The organism is Agromyces marinus, from assembly GCF_021442325.1.
Classification (GTDB): Bacteria; Actinomycetota; Actinomycetes; order Actinomycetales; family Microbacteriaceae; genus Agromyces; species Agromyces marinus.
In genome coordinates this window covers 1,032,213-1,047,469 of sequence record NZ_CP087879.1, presented here as the reverse complement: position 1 = coordinate 1,047,469, position 15,257 = coordinate 1,032,213, and the positions used below count along the sequence as shown (strand labels likewise).

12 protein-coding genes are annotated in these 15,257 nt (G+C 72.2%); 5 read left to right on the top strand and 7 right to left on the bottom strand.

All coding sequences use genetic code 11. The annotated features are described in order from the left end of the window. Positions 1-38: 38 nt before the first annotated feature. From DSM26151_RS04915 to DSM26151_RS04905, 3 genes are read left to right on the top strand one after another with little or no spacing between them, the layout of a single operon-like run. Complete coding sequence (locus DSM26151_RS04915; protein WP_234661304.1) at positions 39-1,196, top strand: sensor histidine kinase; 1,158 nt, start codon at positions 39-41, stop codon at positions 1,194-1,196. Next, entirely contained in the window at positions 1,193-2,539 is a 1,347-nt protein-coding gene (locus DSM26151_RS04910) for a hypothetical protein (protein ID WP_234661303.1), read from the top strand. Before DSM26151_RS04915 ends, DSM26151_RS04910 begins: the two co-directional genes overlap by 4 nt. A gap of 55 nt (positions 2,540-2,594) precedes the next feature. Further along, positions 2,595-3,194 carry a response regulator transcription factor gene (locus tag DSM26151_RS04905; RefSeq protein WP_234661798.1) on the top strand — a complete coding sequence of 200 codons (600 nt, stop codon included), beginning with the start codon at positions 2,595-2,597 and terminating at the stop codon, positions 3,192-3,194. A gap of 12 nt (positions 3,195-3,206) precedes the next feature. Here DSM26151_RS04905 and DSM26151_RS04900 read toward each other — a convergent pair whose 3' ends face one another. From DSM26151_RS04900 to DSM26151_RS04890, 3 genes are read right to left on the bottom strand one after another with little or no spacing between them, the layout of a single operon-like run. Then, the gene (locus tag DSM26151_RS04900) at positions 3,207-3,515 is read right to left on the bottom strand and encodes a thiamine-binding protein (protein WP_234661302.1); all 309 of its coding nucleotides are present in this window, start codon (positions 3,513-3,515) and stop codon (positions 3,207-3,209) included. 44 nt (positions 3,516-3,559) lie between these two features. Then, on the bottom strand, positions 3,560-4,774 hold the full coding sequence (locus DSM26151_RS04895) for a glycosyltransferase 87 family protein (protein ID WP_234661301.1): 1,215 nt from the start codon (positions 4,772-4,774) through the stop codon (positions 3,560-3,562). Between the two features lie 2 nt (positions 4,775-4,776). After that, positions 4,777-5,628: an ADP-dependent NAD(P)H-hydrate dehydratase gene (locus tag DSM26151_RS04890; RefSeq protein WP_234661300.1), complete on the bottom strand. Its 852-nt coding sequence runs from the start codon at positions 5,626-5,628 to the stop codon at positions 4,777-4,779. Between the two features lie 93 nt (positions 5,629-5,721). Here DSM26151_RS04890 and DSM26151_RS04885 point away from each other — a divergent pair, with 93 nt between their 5' ends. Further along, a complete protein-coding gene (locus tag DSM26151_RS04885) occupies positions 5,722-6,807 on the top strand; it encodes an NADH:flavin oxidoreductase/NADH oxidase (RefSeq protein ID WP_407651030.1) in 1,086 nt (361 codons plus the stop codon). 6 nt (positions 6,808-6,813) lie between these two features. On the opposite strand, the gene DSM26151_RS04880 is transcribed toward DSM26151_RS04885, so the two are convergent. From DSM26151_RS04880 to guaB1, 4 genes are all read right to left on the bottom strand, one after another. Continuing rightward, on the bottom strand, positions 6,814-7,239 hold the full coding sequence (locus DSM26151_RS04880; RefSeq protein ID WP_234661299.1) for a VOC family protein: 426 nt from the start codon (positions 7,237-7,239) through the stop codon (positions 6,814-6,816). Between the two features lie 58 nt (positions 7,240-7,297). Next, the gene (locus DSM26151_RS04875; RefSeq protein WP_234661298.1) at positions 7,298-8,335 is read right to left on the bottom strand and encodes a hemolysin family protein; all 1,038 of its coding nucleotides are present in this window, start codon (positions 8,333-8,335) and stop codon (positions 7,298-7,300) included. Then, the gene (locus tag DSM26151_RS04870) at positions 8,332-9,666 is read right to left on the bottom strand and encodes a hemolysin family protein (RefSeq protein ID WP_234661297.1); all 1,335 of its coding nucleotides are present in this window, start codon (positions 9,664-9,666) and stop codon (positions 8,332-8,334) included. Before DSM26151_RS04870 ends, DSM26151_RS04875 begins: the two co-directional genes overlap by 4 nt. Positions 9,667-9,782: 116 nt before the next feature. Beyond that, positions 9,783-11,222: a GMP reductase gene (gene guaB1 / locus DSM26151_RS04865; RefSeq protein ID WP_234661296.1), complete on the bottom strand. Its 1,440-nt coding sequence runs from the start codon at positions 11,220-11,222 to the stop codon at positions 9,783-9,785. Between the two features lie 169 nt (positions 11,223-11,391). On the opposite strand from guaB1, the gene DSM26151_RS04860 reads away from it, so the two are divergent. Next, a complete protein-coding gene (locus DSM26151_RS04860) occupies positions 11,392-15,213 on the top strand; it encodes a multifunctional oxoglutarate decarboxylase/oxoglutarate dehydrogenase thiamine pyrophosphate-binding subunit/dihydrolipoyllysine-residue succinyltransferase subunit (protein WP_407651012.1) in 3,822 nt (1,273 codons plus the stop codon). Positions 15,214-15,257 lie beyond the last annotated feature (44 nt).

Below are 15,257 nucleotides of genomic sequence, written 5' to 3'. Positions count from 1 at the left end.
CGTCACGCCGCGCGACCGAGCCGTTCGAGGGGGTGCCAGTGCGACGGATCGAGAAGGAACGCGATCGCCTGCTGCGTCGCCTGGCACGCACCGGGAGCCTGACCGGCGTCGCGGTCGCGCTCGCGTGCGTGCTCGTGCCCGGGGCCGTTCCGGAGTCGCGGTTCGCGCTGGCCGCGGCCCTCGCGGTCGCGACCGGGGCGCTCGCCGTGCTCGCGACCGCGCGATCGGGCCGGGCCGCGACGCTCGCCGCGATCCTGGCCGGCACGGGGTTCATGCTCGCCGTGGGCACGGATGCCTCGATCGACCCCGCCGCGGCGACCGCGGTCGCCGCTGCCGGCGCCCTGGCGACCGGCTCGCTCGCCGCGCCGCTGGCCGTCCGTCCCTCGGGGCCGGCGCTCCTCGTCGCGACGGGGGCGGCGACGATCATGGCGATCGCCGCGTGCGCGGCGGTCGGTGCCGACATGCGCCTGGTCGCGGTCGCGACCGTCGCCGGATGGTCGGGTTCGATCATCGTCGCGGTCTGGATCGCCCGCGCGATCGTCCGGGCCGACGAGCGCATCGCCGAGGTCGGGCGCGCGCACGAGGCCGAACGGCTCGCGAGCGAGTCCGAGGCGCAGCAGCGACAGGATGCCCGCGTGCTCCACGACACCGTGCTGGCCACGCTGAGCCTGCTCGCCCACTCGGGCGTCGGAGTGGGGGCCGGGGCGCTGCGGCAGCAGGCCGGCGACGACGCCCGACTGCTCAAGCAGTTGCGGCTCGGCGCACCGCTCGAGAACGGATCGAGCGCGATCTTCTCGCCGGAATCGGACGACGACGCGCTGGGGGCGACGTTCGAGTCGGTGCGGCAGCGGTTCGCACGGATGGGCCTCGCGGTCGGCTGGCACGGGGCGAACCACCTCGTGCTCCCGCGCGACCGGCTCGACGCGCTGCTCGGCGCGCTCGGCGAGTGCCTCGAGAACGTCCGCCGGCACGCCGGGGTGGCCTCGGTCGATGTGACCGTCACCGACGACGAGCGGACCGTGCGCGTCATGGTGACCGACCAGGGGTCCGGGTTCGAGCCCGCGGCCGTGGACCCGGCGCGGCTCGGGTTCGCCGAGTCGGTGGTCGGCCGCCTGCACGCCGTCGGCGGGCGGGCGCGCGTGTTCAGCTCGCCCGGGTCGGGGACGACCGTCATGCTCGAGGTGCCGAAGCCGTGAGCCTGCTCAACCGTTCCCCGGACGCCTCCGCAGCGTCGCCCGAGACGACGCACGAGATCCACTTCCGCAGGCCCAGCCGATCGGCTCGTGCCGCTGAGGACATCCGCAGCGCGCACGGGGGGCGCCGTCTGGCCGTGGGGATCGCCATGGCCGCGTGCGTGCTGGTGCTGGCGCACCTGGCCCACGCGATCGGCCTCATCGGCGTCTACCCGCCCGGCGCCGGCCCCGCCTGGGCGTGGATCGCGCTCGCGGTCGTCGCGGCCGGGACGCTCGTCGCGACCCGGGGGCTGACCCGCGTGGCCGACTGGACCTACGCGCTCGTCCTGGTCGCGCTGGTCGTGCCGGTGTGGCTCGACCTCGCCTCGACCGCGGGCCTGCTGCACCTGGGCGTCACGCCGACGGCCGCGCCGGCCGCCGCGGTACTGCTGATGCCCGTGGTGGCGCTGCGCGAGACGCGGACGCCCGTCGCGGCCGCGGCGCTGGTCGCCCTCGCGATCACGGTCGCCGCGCTCCTGCAGGTCCGGTCCGCGGGGAGTTGGACGGTCGTGGGGCTCGCCGTCGCCGCGAGCGCGTTGGTGCCCGTCGTGCTCGCGGCGGTCGCGGTCCGCGGGTTCCGGCGACTCGTGGGCCGGGAACTCGACCTGACGCTCGTGCAGTCGACCGTCGCCACGCCCCGTTCGGCCGTCGGGATGCGCGCGTCGGAGGAACTCGCGGAACTCGACTTCGATGCCGAGTCGCTGCTCGACGACGTGGGATCGGGTCGCCTCGCCATCCCGTTGCCCGCAGACGCGGCGGCGCACGCGGGCGAACTCGCGGCGCGCCTGCGCGTTCGACTCATCGAGGGCCGCACCGACACGTGGCTGCGTCACGCCGTGACCGAGTCGGCGTACCTGAGCCGTCGGGTGACGGTCGACGACGACCAGGGCCTCGCCGGCCTGCTGGCACCCGAGCAGCGCGAGGGCCTGCTGCTCGCGCTGTGGCTGATCGCCGGGCAGCGGCGACGGAAGGCGACCGAGCCGCCGCTCGAGGTCCGCGTACGGTGCCACGACGCACTGCCCGCCCTGTCACCGGGATCCGGCGACGGCCGGGCGCGGATCGCCGACGGCGACCCCGGTCGCGCGGGAGACGATGCCGGGAGCGGCGACGGCGTCGCGATCGACCTGGACGTGTCCGGCGTCTCGGCGCGCCGTATCGATGCGACAGCATGGGATGCCCTCGATAATGTCGGAGTACACGAGATCGTTCCCTCCCCCGAAGGGTTCCGGATCGGACTCGAGTGCCGGATCGACCCCACGGTCCGAGGCCAGGCGTCACCCAGCGCCGTCAACCCGAGGGGAGCCTGACGTGCCCGAACCCCAACCCGCACCCATCCGACTGGCGGTGGTCGACGACCACCGGATGCTGCTCGGCGCCCTGACGGAGTGGATCCGCGCCGCGACCGACGACATCGACCTGGTCGCCGCGGTCCCGTCGTGGTCCGAGCTCTTGGCCCACCCCGAGTTCCCCGTCGACGTGGTGCTGCTCGACCTCGACCTGCGCGACAACATCCCGATCTCGATCAAGCTGTCGACGCTGAAGTCGGCGGGCGTGCGGACCATGCTCATGAGCACCTACTCGGAGCCCGCGGTCGTGCGCGAGGCGCTCGGCGCGGGTGCGCTCGGTTACCTCGTGAAGTCCGAGCCCGTGGAGACGATCGTCGAGGCGATCCTCGCCGCGCGCGCGGGTGACACGTACCTGTCGGGCGAGCTCGAGGACGCCCTGGTCGGCGATGCGTCGACGCCCCGCCTGAGCGCGCAGGAGCGCCGGGTGATGGCGCTGTACGGCGCCGGTCAGCCGGTCAAGGCCGTGGCGTTCCAGCTCGGCATCTCGGAGGAGACCGCGAAGAGCTACCTCAAGCGCATCCGCGAGAAGTACCGGCTCGCGGGCTTCGACGTGGGAACCAAGGTCGCGCTGCGCAAGCGCGCCATCGCCGACGGGATCCTGCTGCAGTCCGAGTAGCGGCCCGGACGATCAGCCGTCGTTCTCGATCGCGGCCTCGAGGCGGTCGACCTTGCCCTCGAGCTCGCCCGTGCGTCCGGGGCGGATGTCGGCCTTCAGCACGAGGGAGACCCGTGAGCCGTAGTCGGCCACGGCGTCGCACGCGTCCTTGACCACGCGCATGACCTCGTCCCACTCCCCCTCGATCTCGGTGAACATCGACGTGGTCCGATTCGGCAGGCCCGACTCCCGCACGATCCGCACCGCGGCGGCGACGGCATCGTGCACCGATCCGTCGTGTCGACCCGTTCCGCTCGGTGCGACCGAGAACGCCACCAGCATGCGACCCACCTCCTGGGCGACCGGGCACCCGCGGACCGCGCGGCTCAGTGCGCTCGCGGATGCCGTGTGGACCCAGCCTGCCACACGACGATGACCGACCACCCGAAGAGGATGGCCAGCAGGGCGACCTTCACGGTGAGCAGCAGCACGAACCCCGGGTTCGCGACCAGCAGCCAGCCGTACCAGTAGGGGTAGATCAGGTGGGTGAGCGCCGCGATCGCCGCGGCGAGCGCGGCCGGCGTCGTGAAGCGCGCACCCGAGGTCGCCAGGCCGAGCACGACCGGAGCGGCGAGCCAGGTGACGAACTGCGGCGAGCCGACCTTGTTCGCGAGCATGAGCACGCAGGTGAACGCCAGCGCCAGCGGTGCGAGCAGGGCGAGCACGCCCGCGCCGCGACGCGCCGCGCGGATCCCGGTCGCGGCCACGGCCGCGAGCCCGATGAGCATGAGCGGCGTGGTCGCGGCGGCCGCGGCCTCCGTTCCCGGCCCGTCGACCTGGAAGGTCAGGATGTCGCGGTCGTACGCGATGCCCGCCGCATCGGTGCCCGCGACGATCCACCACAGCCAGGGCAGCGCGAACGGCGACTCGACCTGGAGCCCGCGTCCGGTCTGCTCCGCGACGAACCCGAGCGCGTTCGCACCGGATCCGGCGATGAGGCTGGCGCCGAGGATGCCGGCGCTCAGTGCCGCCGCCACGCCGATCACCTCGAGCCGGCGCGTGAGCGCGATCGCCATCGCGGCCAGCAGCGCCGCCGGCCAGACCTTGATCCACATCGCGACCGTGACGAGCACCGCCGCGACGCGCGGCCGGCCGGCGGCGACGAGCAGGCCCACGATCGCGAGCGGAACCGTGACGGCATCGATCCGGCCGAGGGCGATCGGGCCGAGCAGCGCGAGGAATCCGAGCCACCACCATGCCGCGACGCGGCGCCTCCGCGAGAGCGCCCCGCGGCCGAGCAGCACCGAGAACGCGATCGCGTCGAGCACGACGACCATGGCCAGCCAGGTCTGCCCGTACCATTCGGAGCCGAGCACGAGCGCGGCGGCCATCGGGACGAACGCGAGGATCGGGTAGACCCAGGGCGCGTCGATGCCCATGCGCAACCATCCGTGCTGGGCCGTCTCCGCCCACACCCGGTACACCCCGGTCACGTCGCCGAGCGGCCATCCGGGGGCGAACAGGTTCAGCGCTGCGAGCGCCGCGTGCACGACGGCGAACGCGACCCAGAGGGCCGCGCGACCGCCGGGCGAGGATCGCACGCTCAGCGTCGCAGCAGCCCGCCCACGACGCGCGGGACCTCGCGTGCGATGTCGAGCGCGACGACCGGACCGCCGTCGACCGCATCGCTCGCCCGACGGGCCGCCTCGGAGTGGATGAACGCGCCCGTCGCCGCGAGCCGGGTGATCGCGCCGGCATCGTGCGCCAGCCGCTCGTGGTGGGTCGCGGCGAGCGCGCCGATGATGCCGCCGAGCACGTCGCCGGTGCCGGCGCTCGCGAGCCAGTGCGTGCGCGCGGTCACGGTCAGCCGCGTGCCCTCGGGGTCGCACACGTGCGTGACGGCGCCCTTGAGCAGCACGGCGACCTCGAGCTCGCGGGCGGCGCGTTCGGCCCACTCGGCGGGAGCGTCCTCGATCTGCTCGACCGAGCAGTCGACGTCTCGTTCGAGCAGCAGGTGCGCGAGTTCGCGCGCGTGCGGCGTGATCACGGTGGGCCCGGTGTGGGTGCCGACCAGGTCGAGCCCGCCCGCGTCGAGCACGGACGGATGGCCCGACGCGAGCGCGTGCTGGAGGTCGCCCGCGAGCATGAACGAGCGGTTCGCGGAGTCCATGCCCGAGCCGAGCAACCAGGCCTGGACGCGTCCGGCGACCGCGACCGTCTCGGGTCGTTTCGCGAGCACGGCGCGTCGCACCGCCCGCGGGCCGATGTAGCGCACCATGCCGACGCCCGTGCGGTGCGCGGCCTCGACGCCGAGGACCGCGGCACCGGGGTAGTCGGGCGAGCCCGTGATGACCCCGAGGACGCCCCGGAGGTACTTGTCGTCGTGTTCGCCGGGAGCGCTCGACCACTCGGATGCGTCGTCGGCGCCCCACTCGCGCCACGTGCCGGTGTCCATGCCTCCAACGATAGGTTGGGGTGCGTGCCCGCGTCCCGTCCCTCGCCGTTCTCCGCCTCCCCCGACATCGTCGTCTCCGACGACGGCCCGGCGTTGTTCCGACCGATCACGATCCGCGGGCTCGAGATCCGCAACCGGGTGTGGGTTCCGCCGCTGTGCCAGTACTCGGTGACCGCGCGCGACGGGGTGCCCACCGACTGGCACCTCGTGCATCTCGGCTCGATGGCCGCGGGCGGGGCGGGCCTCGTGATCGCCGAGGCGACCGCGATCAGTCCGGAGGGTCGGATCTCCGATCACGACACGGGCCTCTGGAACGACGAGCAGGCGGTGGCGTGGGCGCGTGTGACGGCCTTCCTGCGGTCGCAGGGCGCAGCGTCCGGCATCCAGCTCGCGCATGCCGGGCGGAAGGCGTCGGTGTGGCCCGAGCCGATGCGCCGTCCGGGTTCGCAGCCGATCGAGGCGGGCGGGTGGCGCACGCTGGCTCCGTCGGCCGTCGCGTTCGACGGGCTCCGCGAGCCGGATGCGCTCGACGAGGCCGGCATCCTCGCCGTCATCGACGACTTCCGCGCCGCAGCGCGGCGCGCGGTCCGGGCGGGCTTCGACCTCGTCGAGGTGCATGCGGCGCACGGGTACCTGCTGCACCAGTTCCTCTCGCCGCTGTCGAACCTGCGCACCGACCGCTGGGGCGGCGACCTGGAGGGCCGGTCGCGACTGCTGCTCGAGGTCGTCCGGGCCGTGCGGGCCGAGATCGGCGAGCGGATGCCGCTGCTGGTCCGGTTCTCCGCGACCGACTGGGCTCCGGGCGGCTGGGATGAGGAGCAGACCGCGCTCGTGGCCTCCCGTGCCGCCGAGTCGGGTGCGGACTTCTTCGACATCTCGACCGGCGGGTTGCTGCGCGACGTGCGGATCCCGGTCGGCCCGGCGTACCAGGCCGCGCACGCGGAATTCGTCGGCGACCGCGCCGGGGTCGCGGTCTCGGCGGTCGGGCGCATCACGACGCCCGTGCAGGCCGAGGCGATCGTGGCGTCGGGCGCGGCCGATGCGGTGATGTTCGGCAAGGCGATGATGCGGGACCCGCACTTCGCGATGCGCGCCGCCGAGGCGCTCGGCGCCGGGACCTCGATGTGGCCGCCGCAGTACCTGCGGGCGCGGCCGGAGGTCAACGACGGCGAGTGGTGAGCCGGCTCATCCCCGAGCCGCCGAGAGTCGTTCGCGTGCCTCGGCGAGGGTCGCGCTCGTGGGCTGTGCGAGCGAGATGATGTTGCCCTCGGTGTCGTTGAACCACGCCGCGCGTTCGCCGTCGACCTCCGCGACCCCGTCGGTGGTCGTGAGGCCGGGCAGGTCGAGGTCGATGAACTCGACGCCCTTGGCCCGGAGCTCCGCCATGTCGCGGTCGAGGTCGTCGGTCATGATCCCGAGCGCGGTCGCCTTGTTCGTCCCGGCGAACTCGGACTCGTAGACGAGCACGGGCACCCCGCCGACGAGGTAGGTCGCACCGCCCACGTCGTCGGACATGATGGGTTCGAGCCCGAACACCTCGTGCCAGAATCGCTTCGCGCGCTCGAGGTCGGATGCCGCGAGGACGGCCGTCGCCAGTGTGTTCTCATTCATGAGATCCCCTCGATTTCTCGGGTCGGCCGAAGTCTACGCCCCCTCGCGCCGGCCCGCGTCACCCCCTCCGGGTCGCATCCTGGACCTCGCCGACCAGTTCCTCGATGATGTCCTCGAGGAAGAGCACGCCCGTGGTGCGGCCGTCCTCGTCGAAGGCCCGCGCGACGTGCGCGCCCTGGCGGCGCATCGCGGCGAGGGCATCCTCGAGGTCGGTCCGGTCGAAGATCGACACGAGCCGCCGCACGCGCTTGGCGGGGATCGGATCGTCGAACTCGCCGTCGTCGAGGTCGATGACGTCCTTGAGGTGGACGTACCCGGCCGGCTCGCGGTCCTCGCCCGCGAGCACGTAGCGGGAGAAGCCGCGACGCGCCACCGCGCGTTCGACGTCGCCGGGAGTGGCATCCGCCGGCAGGCACACGAGCTCGGCCATCGGCACGGCGATGTCGCGCACGCGCTTCGCGGTGAACTCGAACGCGGCCGTGAGCGTCCCGCTGGCATCCTGCAGGATGCCCTCGCGACGGGACTGGGCGACGATCGTCCGGACCTCCTCGAGCGTGAACGCCGAGGTCGCCTCGTTCTTCGGCTCGACGCCGAACAACCGCAGCACGCCGTTCGCGACCGCGTTGAGCGCGACGATGACCGGCCGGAACACGCGCGCGATGAACACGAGCGGCGGCGCGAGCAGCAGCACCGCCCGGTCGGGCAGCGAGAACGAGAGGTTCTTCGGGACCATCTCGCCGATCACCACGTGCAGGTACGACACGAGCAGCAGGGCGATGACGAACGCGACCGTCGATACCGCCTGCTCGGACCAGCCGGTGAGCGCGAGCGGCACCTCGAGCAGGTGGTGGATCGCCGGCTCGGAGACCGTGAGGATCAGCAGCGAGCAGATCGTGATGCCGAGCTGGCTCATCGCGAGCATGAGCGTCGCGTGCTCCATGGCCCAGAGCGCGGTCTTCGCGCTGCGCTTGCCCTGTTCGGCGAGCGGCTCGATCTGCGAGCGGCGCGCCGAGATGACCGCGAACTCGGCGCCCACGAAGAACGCGTTGCCGAGCAGCAGCACGAACAGCCATGCCAGGCCCGCCCAGTCGTTCATCGTTCGACCTCCGCGGTCAAGGCGTCGGCCTGGGTGGGCACGGTCGCCGGTGAGAACTGGATGCGGTCGATCCGGCGGCCGTCCAGGCGCTGGACCCGGAACGTGCCGCCCTCGACGGCGACCTCGTCGCCCACGACGGGAAGGCGCCCCAGTGCGGCCATGACGAACCCGGCGACGGTCTCGTAGGCGCCGTCCTCCGGCACGCGGATGCCGGTGCGCTCGAGCAGTTCGTCGGGGCGCAGGATCCCGGGGAAGCTCACGAACTCGCCGCGTCGCACGACGCCGGCGCGCGTGCGGTCGTGCTCGTCGGAGACCTCTCCGACGAGCTCCTCGACGAGGTCCTCGAGGGTCGCGACGCCCGCGGTGCCGCCGTACTCGTCGACGACGACGGCCATCTGGTAGCCGCGCCCGCGGAGCTCGCCGAGCAGGGTGTCGAGCTTCATCGTCTCGGGCACCCGGAGCGCCTCGGACTGCAACGCGGATGCCGGGACGAGATCGCGCTTCTCGCGGGGCACGGCGACGGCCTGCTTGACGTGCACCAGGCCGACGACGTCGTCGAGGTCCTCGTCGTAGACGGGGAACCGCGAGTACCCGGTCTGCCGCGCGAGCTCGAGCACGGCCTCGGTCGGCTCGGTGCGCTGGACCGCCGCGACGCGCGGCCTCGGGGTCATGACGTCGGAGGCGTCGTGCTCGGAGAAGCGCAGCGTGCGACCCAGCAGGGTCGCGGTGTCCTGTTCGAGCATGCCGGCGCTCGCCGAGCGCCGGACGAGGCTCGAGAGTTCCTCGGCCGAACGTGCACCGGAGAGCTCCTCCTTCGGCTCGATGCCGACCATGCGCAGCAGGCGGTTGGCGCTCCCGTTCAGCAGCGAGATGGCCGGTCGGAACACCCAGGTGAAGGCCGTCTGGAACGGCATCACGACCTTGGCGGTCTGGCGCGGCAGCGCGAGCGCGAAGTTCTTCGGCACGAGCTCGCCGATGATCATCGACAGCAGGGTCGCGACGACGACCGCGGTCACGGCGCCGACGGGCCGCACGAGCGCGTCGGGCAGCCCGGCCGACTGCAGCGGGCCCGCGAGCAGCGACGAGATCGCGGGTTCCATGGTGTACCCCGTGAGCAGCGTCGTGAGCGTGATGCCGAGCTGCGCACTCGAGAGGTGCGTTGAGGTGATCTTCAGGCCCTCGATGGTGAGCCCGAGTCGGGTCTCGCCCTTGGCGCGCCGCGCCTCGAGGTCGGCGCGATCGAGGTTCACGAGCGCGAACTCGCTCGCAACGAAGAGGCCCGTTCCCACGGTGAGGAGGAGTCCGATGCCGAGCAGGATCCACTCAGACATCCGCACCTCCCCGTGCGGTCACGGGCGAGGGTCTATGGCCGGGCGCGTTCGCAGAGGGAGGGTCGTCCATTGTCCGCCCAGTATATCGGCGGATTCCGTGCACCCCGGCCAGCCGGCTACCAGCTGACGGGCAGGGCCTTGCCCTCCTCGTATCCCGCCGCGGACTGGATGCCGACGAGCGCGCGGTCCCGGAACTCGGGGAGCGACCGGGCGCCGGCGTAGGTGAACGAACTGCGCACCCCCGAGGTGATCATGTCGAGCAGGTCCTCGATGGAGGGGCGCAGCGGGTCGAGGTAGATCGCCGACGAGGAGATCCCCTCGGCGAAGAGCTCCTTGCGCGCGAGCTCGTAGGCGGAGAGCCGACCGAAGCGCTCCTTGACGGCCTTGGTCGAGGCCATGCCCCAGCTCTCCTTGTAGACCCGGCCGTCGGCATCGTGGCGCAGGACCCCCGGTGCCTCGATCGTCCCGGCGAACCACGAGCCGATCATGACGGATGCCGCGCCCGCGGCGAGCGCGAGCGCGACGTCGCGCGGGTACCGGACTCCGCCGTCGGCCCACACGGTCGCACCGAGCCCGCGCGCGGCCTCGGCGGTCTCGAGCACGGCCGAGAACTGCGGCCGCCCGACCGCGGTCATCATGCGCGTCGTGCACATCGCACCGGGACCGACGCCGACCTTGAGCACGTCGGCCCCGGCCTCGACGAGGTCGGCGACCGCATCGGCCGTGACGATGTTGCCCGCGACGACGGGGATCGACAGCCCGGCCGACCGCACCGCGCGCACGGCGCGGATCATGCCCTCCTGGTGCCCGTGCGCGGTGTCGACCACGAGCATGTCGACGCCCGCCGCCGCGAGCGCCGAGGCCTTCGCCGCGACGTCCCCGGTGATCCCGATCGCGGCCGCGACCCGGAGGCGGCCGGAGGCATCCGTGTTCGGCTCGGACACCGTGCCGCGCAGCGCGCTGCGGCGGCTGAGGGTCCCGACCACGCGGCCGTGCTCGAGCACGGGGGCGAACTCGAGGTCGGCGTCGACCATGAGGTCGAACGCCCGCCGGGCGGAGTCGACGTCGTCGGCGTCGAGCGAGGCGATGGCGCCGTGCACGAGGTCGCCGAGCCGGGCGTCCGGCAGCGCCGTCGCGAGCCGGGCGGCGGGGATGGCGCCGGCGAACCCGCCGTCGGCGTCGTGCAGCACGATGCCGTGGCCGGCGACCGGCGGCAGCACCTCCAGCGCGTCCGCCGCGGTCTGCTCGGCCGAGAAGGCGTACGGGACGTCGAAGCGCGCGGGCCTGGACTTCACCCACCGGATCGACTCGTCGAGCTCCTGCAGCGGCACGTCCTGCGGGAGGACGCCGATCCCGCCGCGCCGCGCGAGGGTCGCGGCGAGCCGCGGACCGGTCACCGAGTTCATGTTCGCCGACACGATCGGGATGCTCGCGCCCGAACCGTCGTCGGGCGCGAGGGAGACGTCGAGCCGGCTGCCCACACCCGACCGGCTCGGCACGAGGAAGACGTCGGAGTACGTGAGATCGTGCCGCGGCGTCGTGCGATAGAACTCCATGACCTCAGCGTAGGCGGGTCCGGCTCGACGCGAACCGGATCGCGGACCGCACCCGCGTGCCTTCGGAGCCCTGGAAGGGGATTAGGCTTGTGGGGGTGTTCCGCGCCGTGCTAGCGCGCCACGCCGCCAGGTGAGATTCCAAATCAATGGAGAGAGTGGGCGAAAGGCTGTGTCGAGCCAATTGACCGGGTCGGGATCCGACGAGAGCACGTCGGCGATGTTCGGAGCCAACGAATGGCTCGTCGACGAGATGTACGAGCGATTCCTCGCCGACCCCGCTTCGGTGGACGAGACCTGGCGTGAGGTGCTCGAGCAGTACCGTCGGGTCCGCACGGGCGAGACCGTCGCACCGACCACGCCAGCGTCCATGCCGGACGATGCGGCCGTGCACCGCGCCGCATCCGAGGAACCCGCCGCACCCGCGACCGCCGCCGGAGCGGATGCCCCGGCCGAGCCCCGCTCCGAGGCGGCAGCGCCGACCGACGCGGCGCCGACCGGTGCCGCCCCGGCATCCGGCCCCGCGACCGCGCCCAACGCGGTCATCGGGCAGGCTCCCGCCGCCCGGACCACCTCCGTCGCACCGCGCACCGCGCCCGTGCCCGCCGACGTGCCCGTCACGAGCCCCCACCAGCAGGTCGACGACGGCGAGCGCCACGACGAGGTGCTCCCCCTCAAGGGCCTGCCGAAGACCCTCGCGGCGAACATGGACGCCTCGCTCGCGGTGCCCACCGCGACGAGCGTGCGCACGGTCCCCGCGAAGCTCATGATCGACAACCGGATCGTGATCAACAACCACCTCCGCCGCACGCGCGGCGGCAAGGTGTCGTTCACGCACCTCATCGGCTGGGCGCTCATCCAGGCCCTCAAGGACTTCCCGAGCCAGAACGTCTACTACACCGAGGCCGACGGCAAGCCGGCGCTCGTCAAGCCCGCCCACATCGGGCTCGGCATCGCGATCGACATCCCCAAGCCCGACGGTTCGCGTGCCCTGCTCGTGCCGGCGATCAAGCGCGCCGAGACGATGTCCTTCAACGAGTACCTGGCCGCGTACGAAGACCTCGTCTCGAGGGCGCGCAAGAACAAGCTGACCGCCGACGACTTCGCCGGCGCCACGATCTCGCTGACCAACCCCGGCGGCATCGGCACGGTCCACTCGGTCCCGCGCCTGATGAAGGGCCAGGGCTGCATCATCGGCGCCGGCGCGCTGGAGTACCCGGCCGAGTTCCAGGGCTCGAGCGAGAAGACCCTCGCGAACCTCGCCATCGGCAAGACCATCACGCTCACCTCGACCTACGACCACCGCGTCATCCAGGGCGCCGGGTCGGGCGAGTTCCTGAAGAAGGTCCACGAACTGCTCATCGGCGAGCGCGGGTTCTACCAGGACATCTTCGCGGCGCTGCGCCTGCCGTACGAGCCGATCCGGTGGAACGAGGACATCTCGGTCGACATCGCGAGCGCGATCGACAAGACCGCGCGCGTGCAGGAGCTGATCAACTCCTTCCGCGTCCGCGGTCACATGATGGCCGACACCGACCCGCTCGAGTACGTCCAGCGCTCGCACCCCGACCTCGACATCGAGACGCACGGCCTGACGTTCTGGGACCTCGACCGCGAGTTCGTCACCGGCGGGTTCGGCGACACGCGCACGGCGCTGCTGCGCGACATCCTCGGCGTCCTGCGCGACTCGTACTGCCGCACGATCGGCATCGAGTACATGCACATCCAGGACCCGATCCAGCGCAGGTGGATCCAGCAGCAGGTCGAGCGCACCTACGAGAAGCCCACGCACGACGAGCAGATGCGCATCCTCGGCAAGCTCAACGAGGCCGAGGCGTTCGAGACCTTCCTGCAGACCAAGTACGTCGGCCAGAAGCGCTTCAGCCTCGAGGGCGGCGAGTCGATGATCGCGCTGCTCGACGAGGTGCTCCAGGGTGCCGCGAAGGAGGGCCTCGACGAGGTCGCCATCGGCATGGCCCACCGCGGCCGCCTCAACGTGCTCACCAACATCGCCGGCAAGACCTACGGCCAGGTGTTCCGCGAGTTCGAGGGCACCCAGGAGGTCAAGACGTTCTCGGGCTCCGGCGACGTGAAGTACCACCTCGGCACCGAGGGCGTGTTCACCGCCGACGACGGCCAGCAGGTGCCGGTCTCGCTCGCGGCGAACCCCTCGCACCTCGAGGCGGTCGACGGCGTGCTCGAGGGCATCGTGCGGGCCAAGCAGGACCGCAAGCCGGTCGGCACGTTCTCCGTCCTGCCGATCCTCGTCCACGGCGACGCGGCCATGGCGGGCCAGGGCGTCGTGCTCGAGACCATGCAGATGTCGCAGCTGCGCGCGTACCGCACGGGCGGCACCATCCACCTCGTCGTCAACAACCAGGTCGGCTTCACGACCGTCCCGGGCGACGCCCGGTCGTCGATCTACTCGACGGATGTCGCCAAGGCCATCCAGGCGCCCATCTTCCACGTCAACGGCGACGACCCCGAAGCCGTCGTGCGGGTCGCCGAGCTCGCCTTCCGCTACCGCCAGGAGTTCAAGCGCGACGTCGTCATCGACCTGGTCTGCTACCGCCGCCGCGGTCACAACGAGGGCGACGACCCGTCGATGACGCAGCCGCTGATGTACAACCTCATCGAGGCCAAGCGCTCGGTCCGAAAGCTCTACACCGAGGCACTCGTCGGTCGCGGCGACATCACGCACGAGGAGTACGAGGAAGCGCACCGCGACTTCCAGGACCGCCTCGAGCGGGCCTTCGCCGAGACGCACGCCGCGCAGACCGGCTCGATCCCCGTCGTCGGCGCGACCCAGCCGCAGGACGCCGAGCCGCCGTCGGGCGAGCTCGAGACGACGGGCGTGTCGACCGAGGTCGTGCACGCCATCGGCGACGCATTCAACAACAAGCCCGAGGGCTTCACGGTCCACCCGAAGATCCAGCAGCTGCTCGCCAAGCGCCACGACATGAGCCGCAACGGCAAGATCGACTGGGGCTTCGGCGAACTGCTCGCACTCGGATCGCTCCTGCTCGAGGGCACCCCGGTGCGCCTGGTCGGCCAGGACGCCCGACGCGGCACGTTCGTGCAGCGGCACGCGGTGCTCCACGACCGCGTGAACGGCCAGGAGTGGCTGCCGCTGCAGTACCTCGGCGACCAGCAGGCCCGGTTCTGGATCTACGACTCGCTGCTCAGCGAGTACGCGGCCATGGGCTTCGAGTACGGCTACTCGGTCGAGCGCGCCGACGCGCTCGTCATGTGGGAGGCGCAATTCGGCGACTTCGCGAACGGCGCCCAGACGGTCATCGACGAGTTCATCTCGTCGGCCGAGCAGAAGTGGGGTCAGCGCTCCAGCGTCGTCCTGCTGCTGCCCCACGGCTACGAGGGCCAGGGGCCCGACCACTCGAGCGCGCGCATCGAGCGCTACCTGCAGCTGTGCGCCGAGAACAACATGACCGTGGCACGCCCCTCGACCCCGGCGTCGTACTTCCACCTGCTCCGCCGGCAGGCGTACCAGCGTCCGCGCCGTCCGCTCGTGGTCTTCACCCCCAAGGCGATGCTGCGCCTGCGGGGGGCGACGAGCGAGGTCGCCGACTTCGCGAGCGGCCGGTTCGAGCCCGTGATCGACGACGCGCGCATCACCGACAAGTCCGCGGTCACGCGCGTCGTGTTCATGGCAGGCAAGCTCTACTACGACCTGCTCGCCGAACTCGAGAAGAACCCGAACCCCGAGATCGCGCTGGTCCGGCTCGAGCAGTACTACCCGCTCCCCGGCGCCGAGCTCAAGGCCATCGCCGACGAGTACCCGAACGCGGAGTTCGTGTGGGCGCAGGACGAGCCCGAGAACCAGGGCGCATGGCCGTTCTTCATCATCGAGACGAACAAGCTCGGACCGCGGGAGGTCCGGCTCGTGGCGCGCACGGCGGCGGCGTCGCCCGCGACCGGGTCCGCGAAGCGCCACGCGACCGAGCAGGCCGACCTGATCAGGCGGGCGCTCTACTGAGGAGCGACCCCCGCTGACGACGAGATGAGCGGATGCCTCCCCGT

Excerpts from the sequence above, each read along its gene's own strand:
- DSM26151_RS04905 (WP_234661798.1), top strand. The coding sequence starts at position 2,595 with ATGCTGCTCGGCGCCCTGACGGAGTGGATCCGCGCCGCGACCGACGAC.
- DSM26151_RS04900 (WP_234661302.1), bottom strand. The coding sequence starts at position 3,515 with ATGCTGGTGGCGTTCTCGGTCGCACCGAGCGGAACGGGTCGACACGAC.
- DSM26151_RS04890 (WP_234661300.1), bottom strand. The coding sequence starts at position 5,628 with ATGGACACCGGCACGTGGCGCGAGTGGGGCGCCGACGACGCATCCGAG.
- DSM26151_RS04880 (WP_234661299.1), bottom strand. The coding sequence starts at position 7,239 with ATGAATGAGAACACACTGGCGACGGCCGTCCTCGCGGCATCCGACCTC.
- DSM26151_RS04875 (WP_234661298.1), bottom strand. The coding sequence starts at position 8,335 with ATGAACGACTGGGCGGGCCTGGCATGGCTGTTCGTGCTGCTGCTCGGC.
- DSM26151_RS04870 (WP_234661297.1), bottom strand. The coding sequence starts at position 9,666 with ATGTCTGAGTGGATCCTGCTCGGCATCGGACTCCTCCTCACCGTGGGA.
- guaB1 (WP_234661296.1), bottom strand. The coding sequence starts at position 11,222 with ATGGAGTTCTATCGCACGACGCCGCGGCACGATCTCACGTACTCCGAC.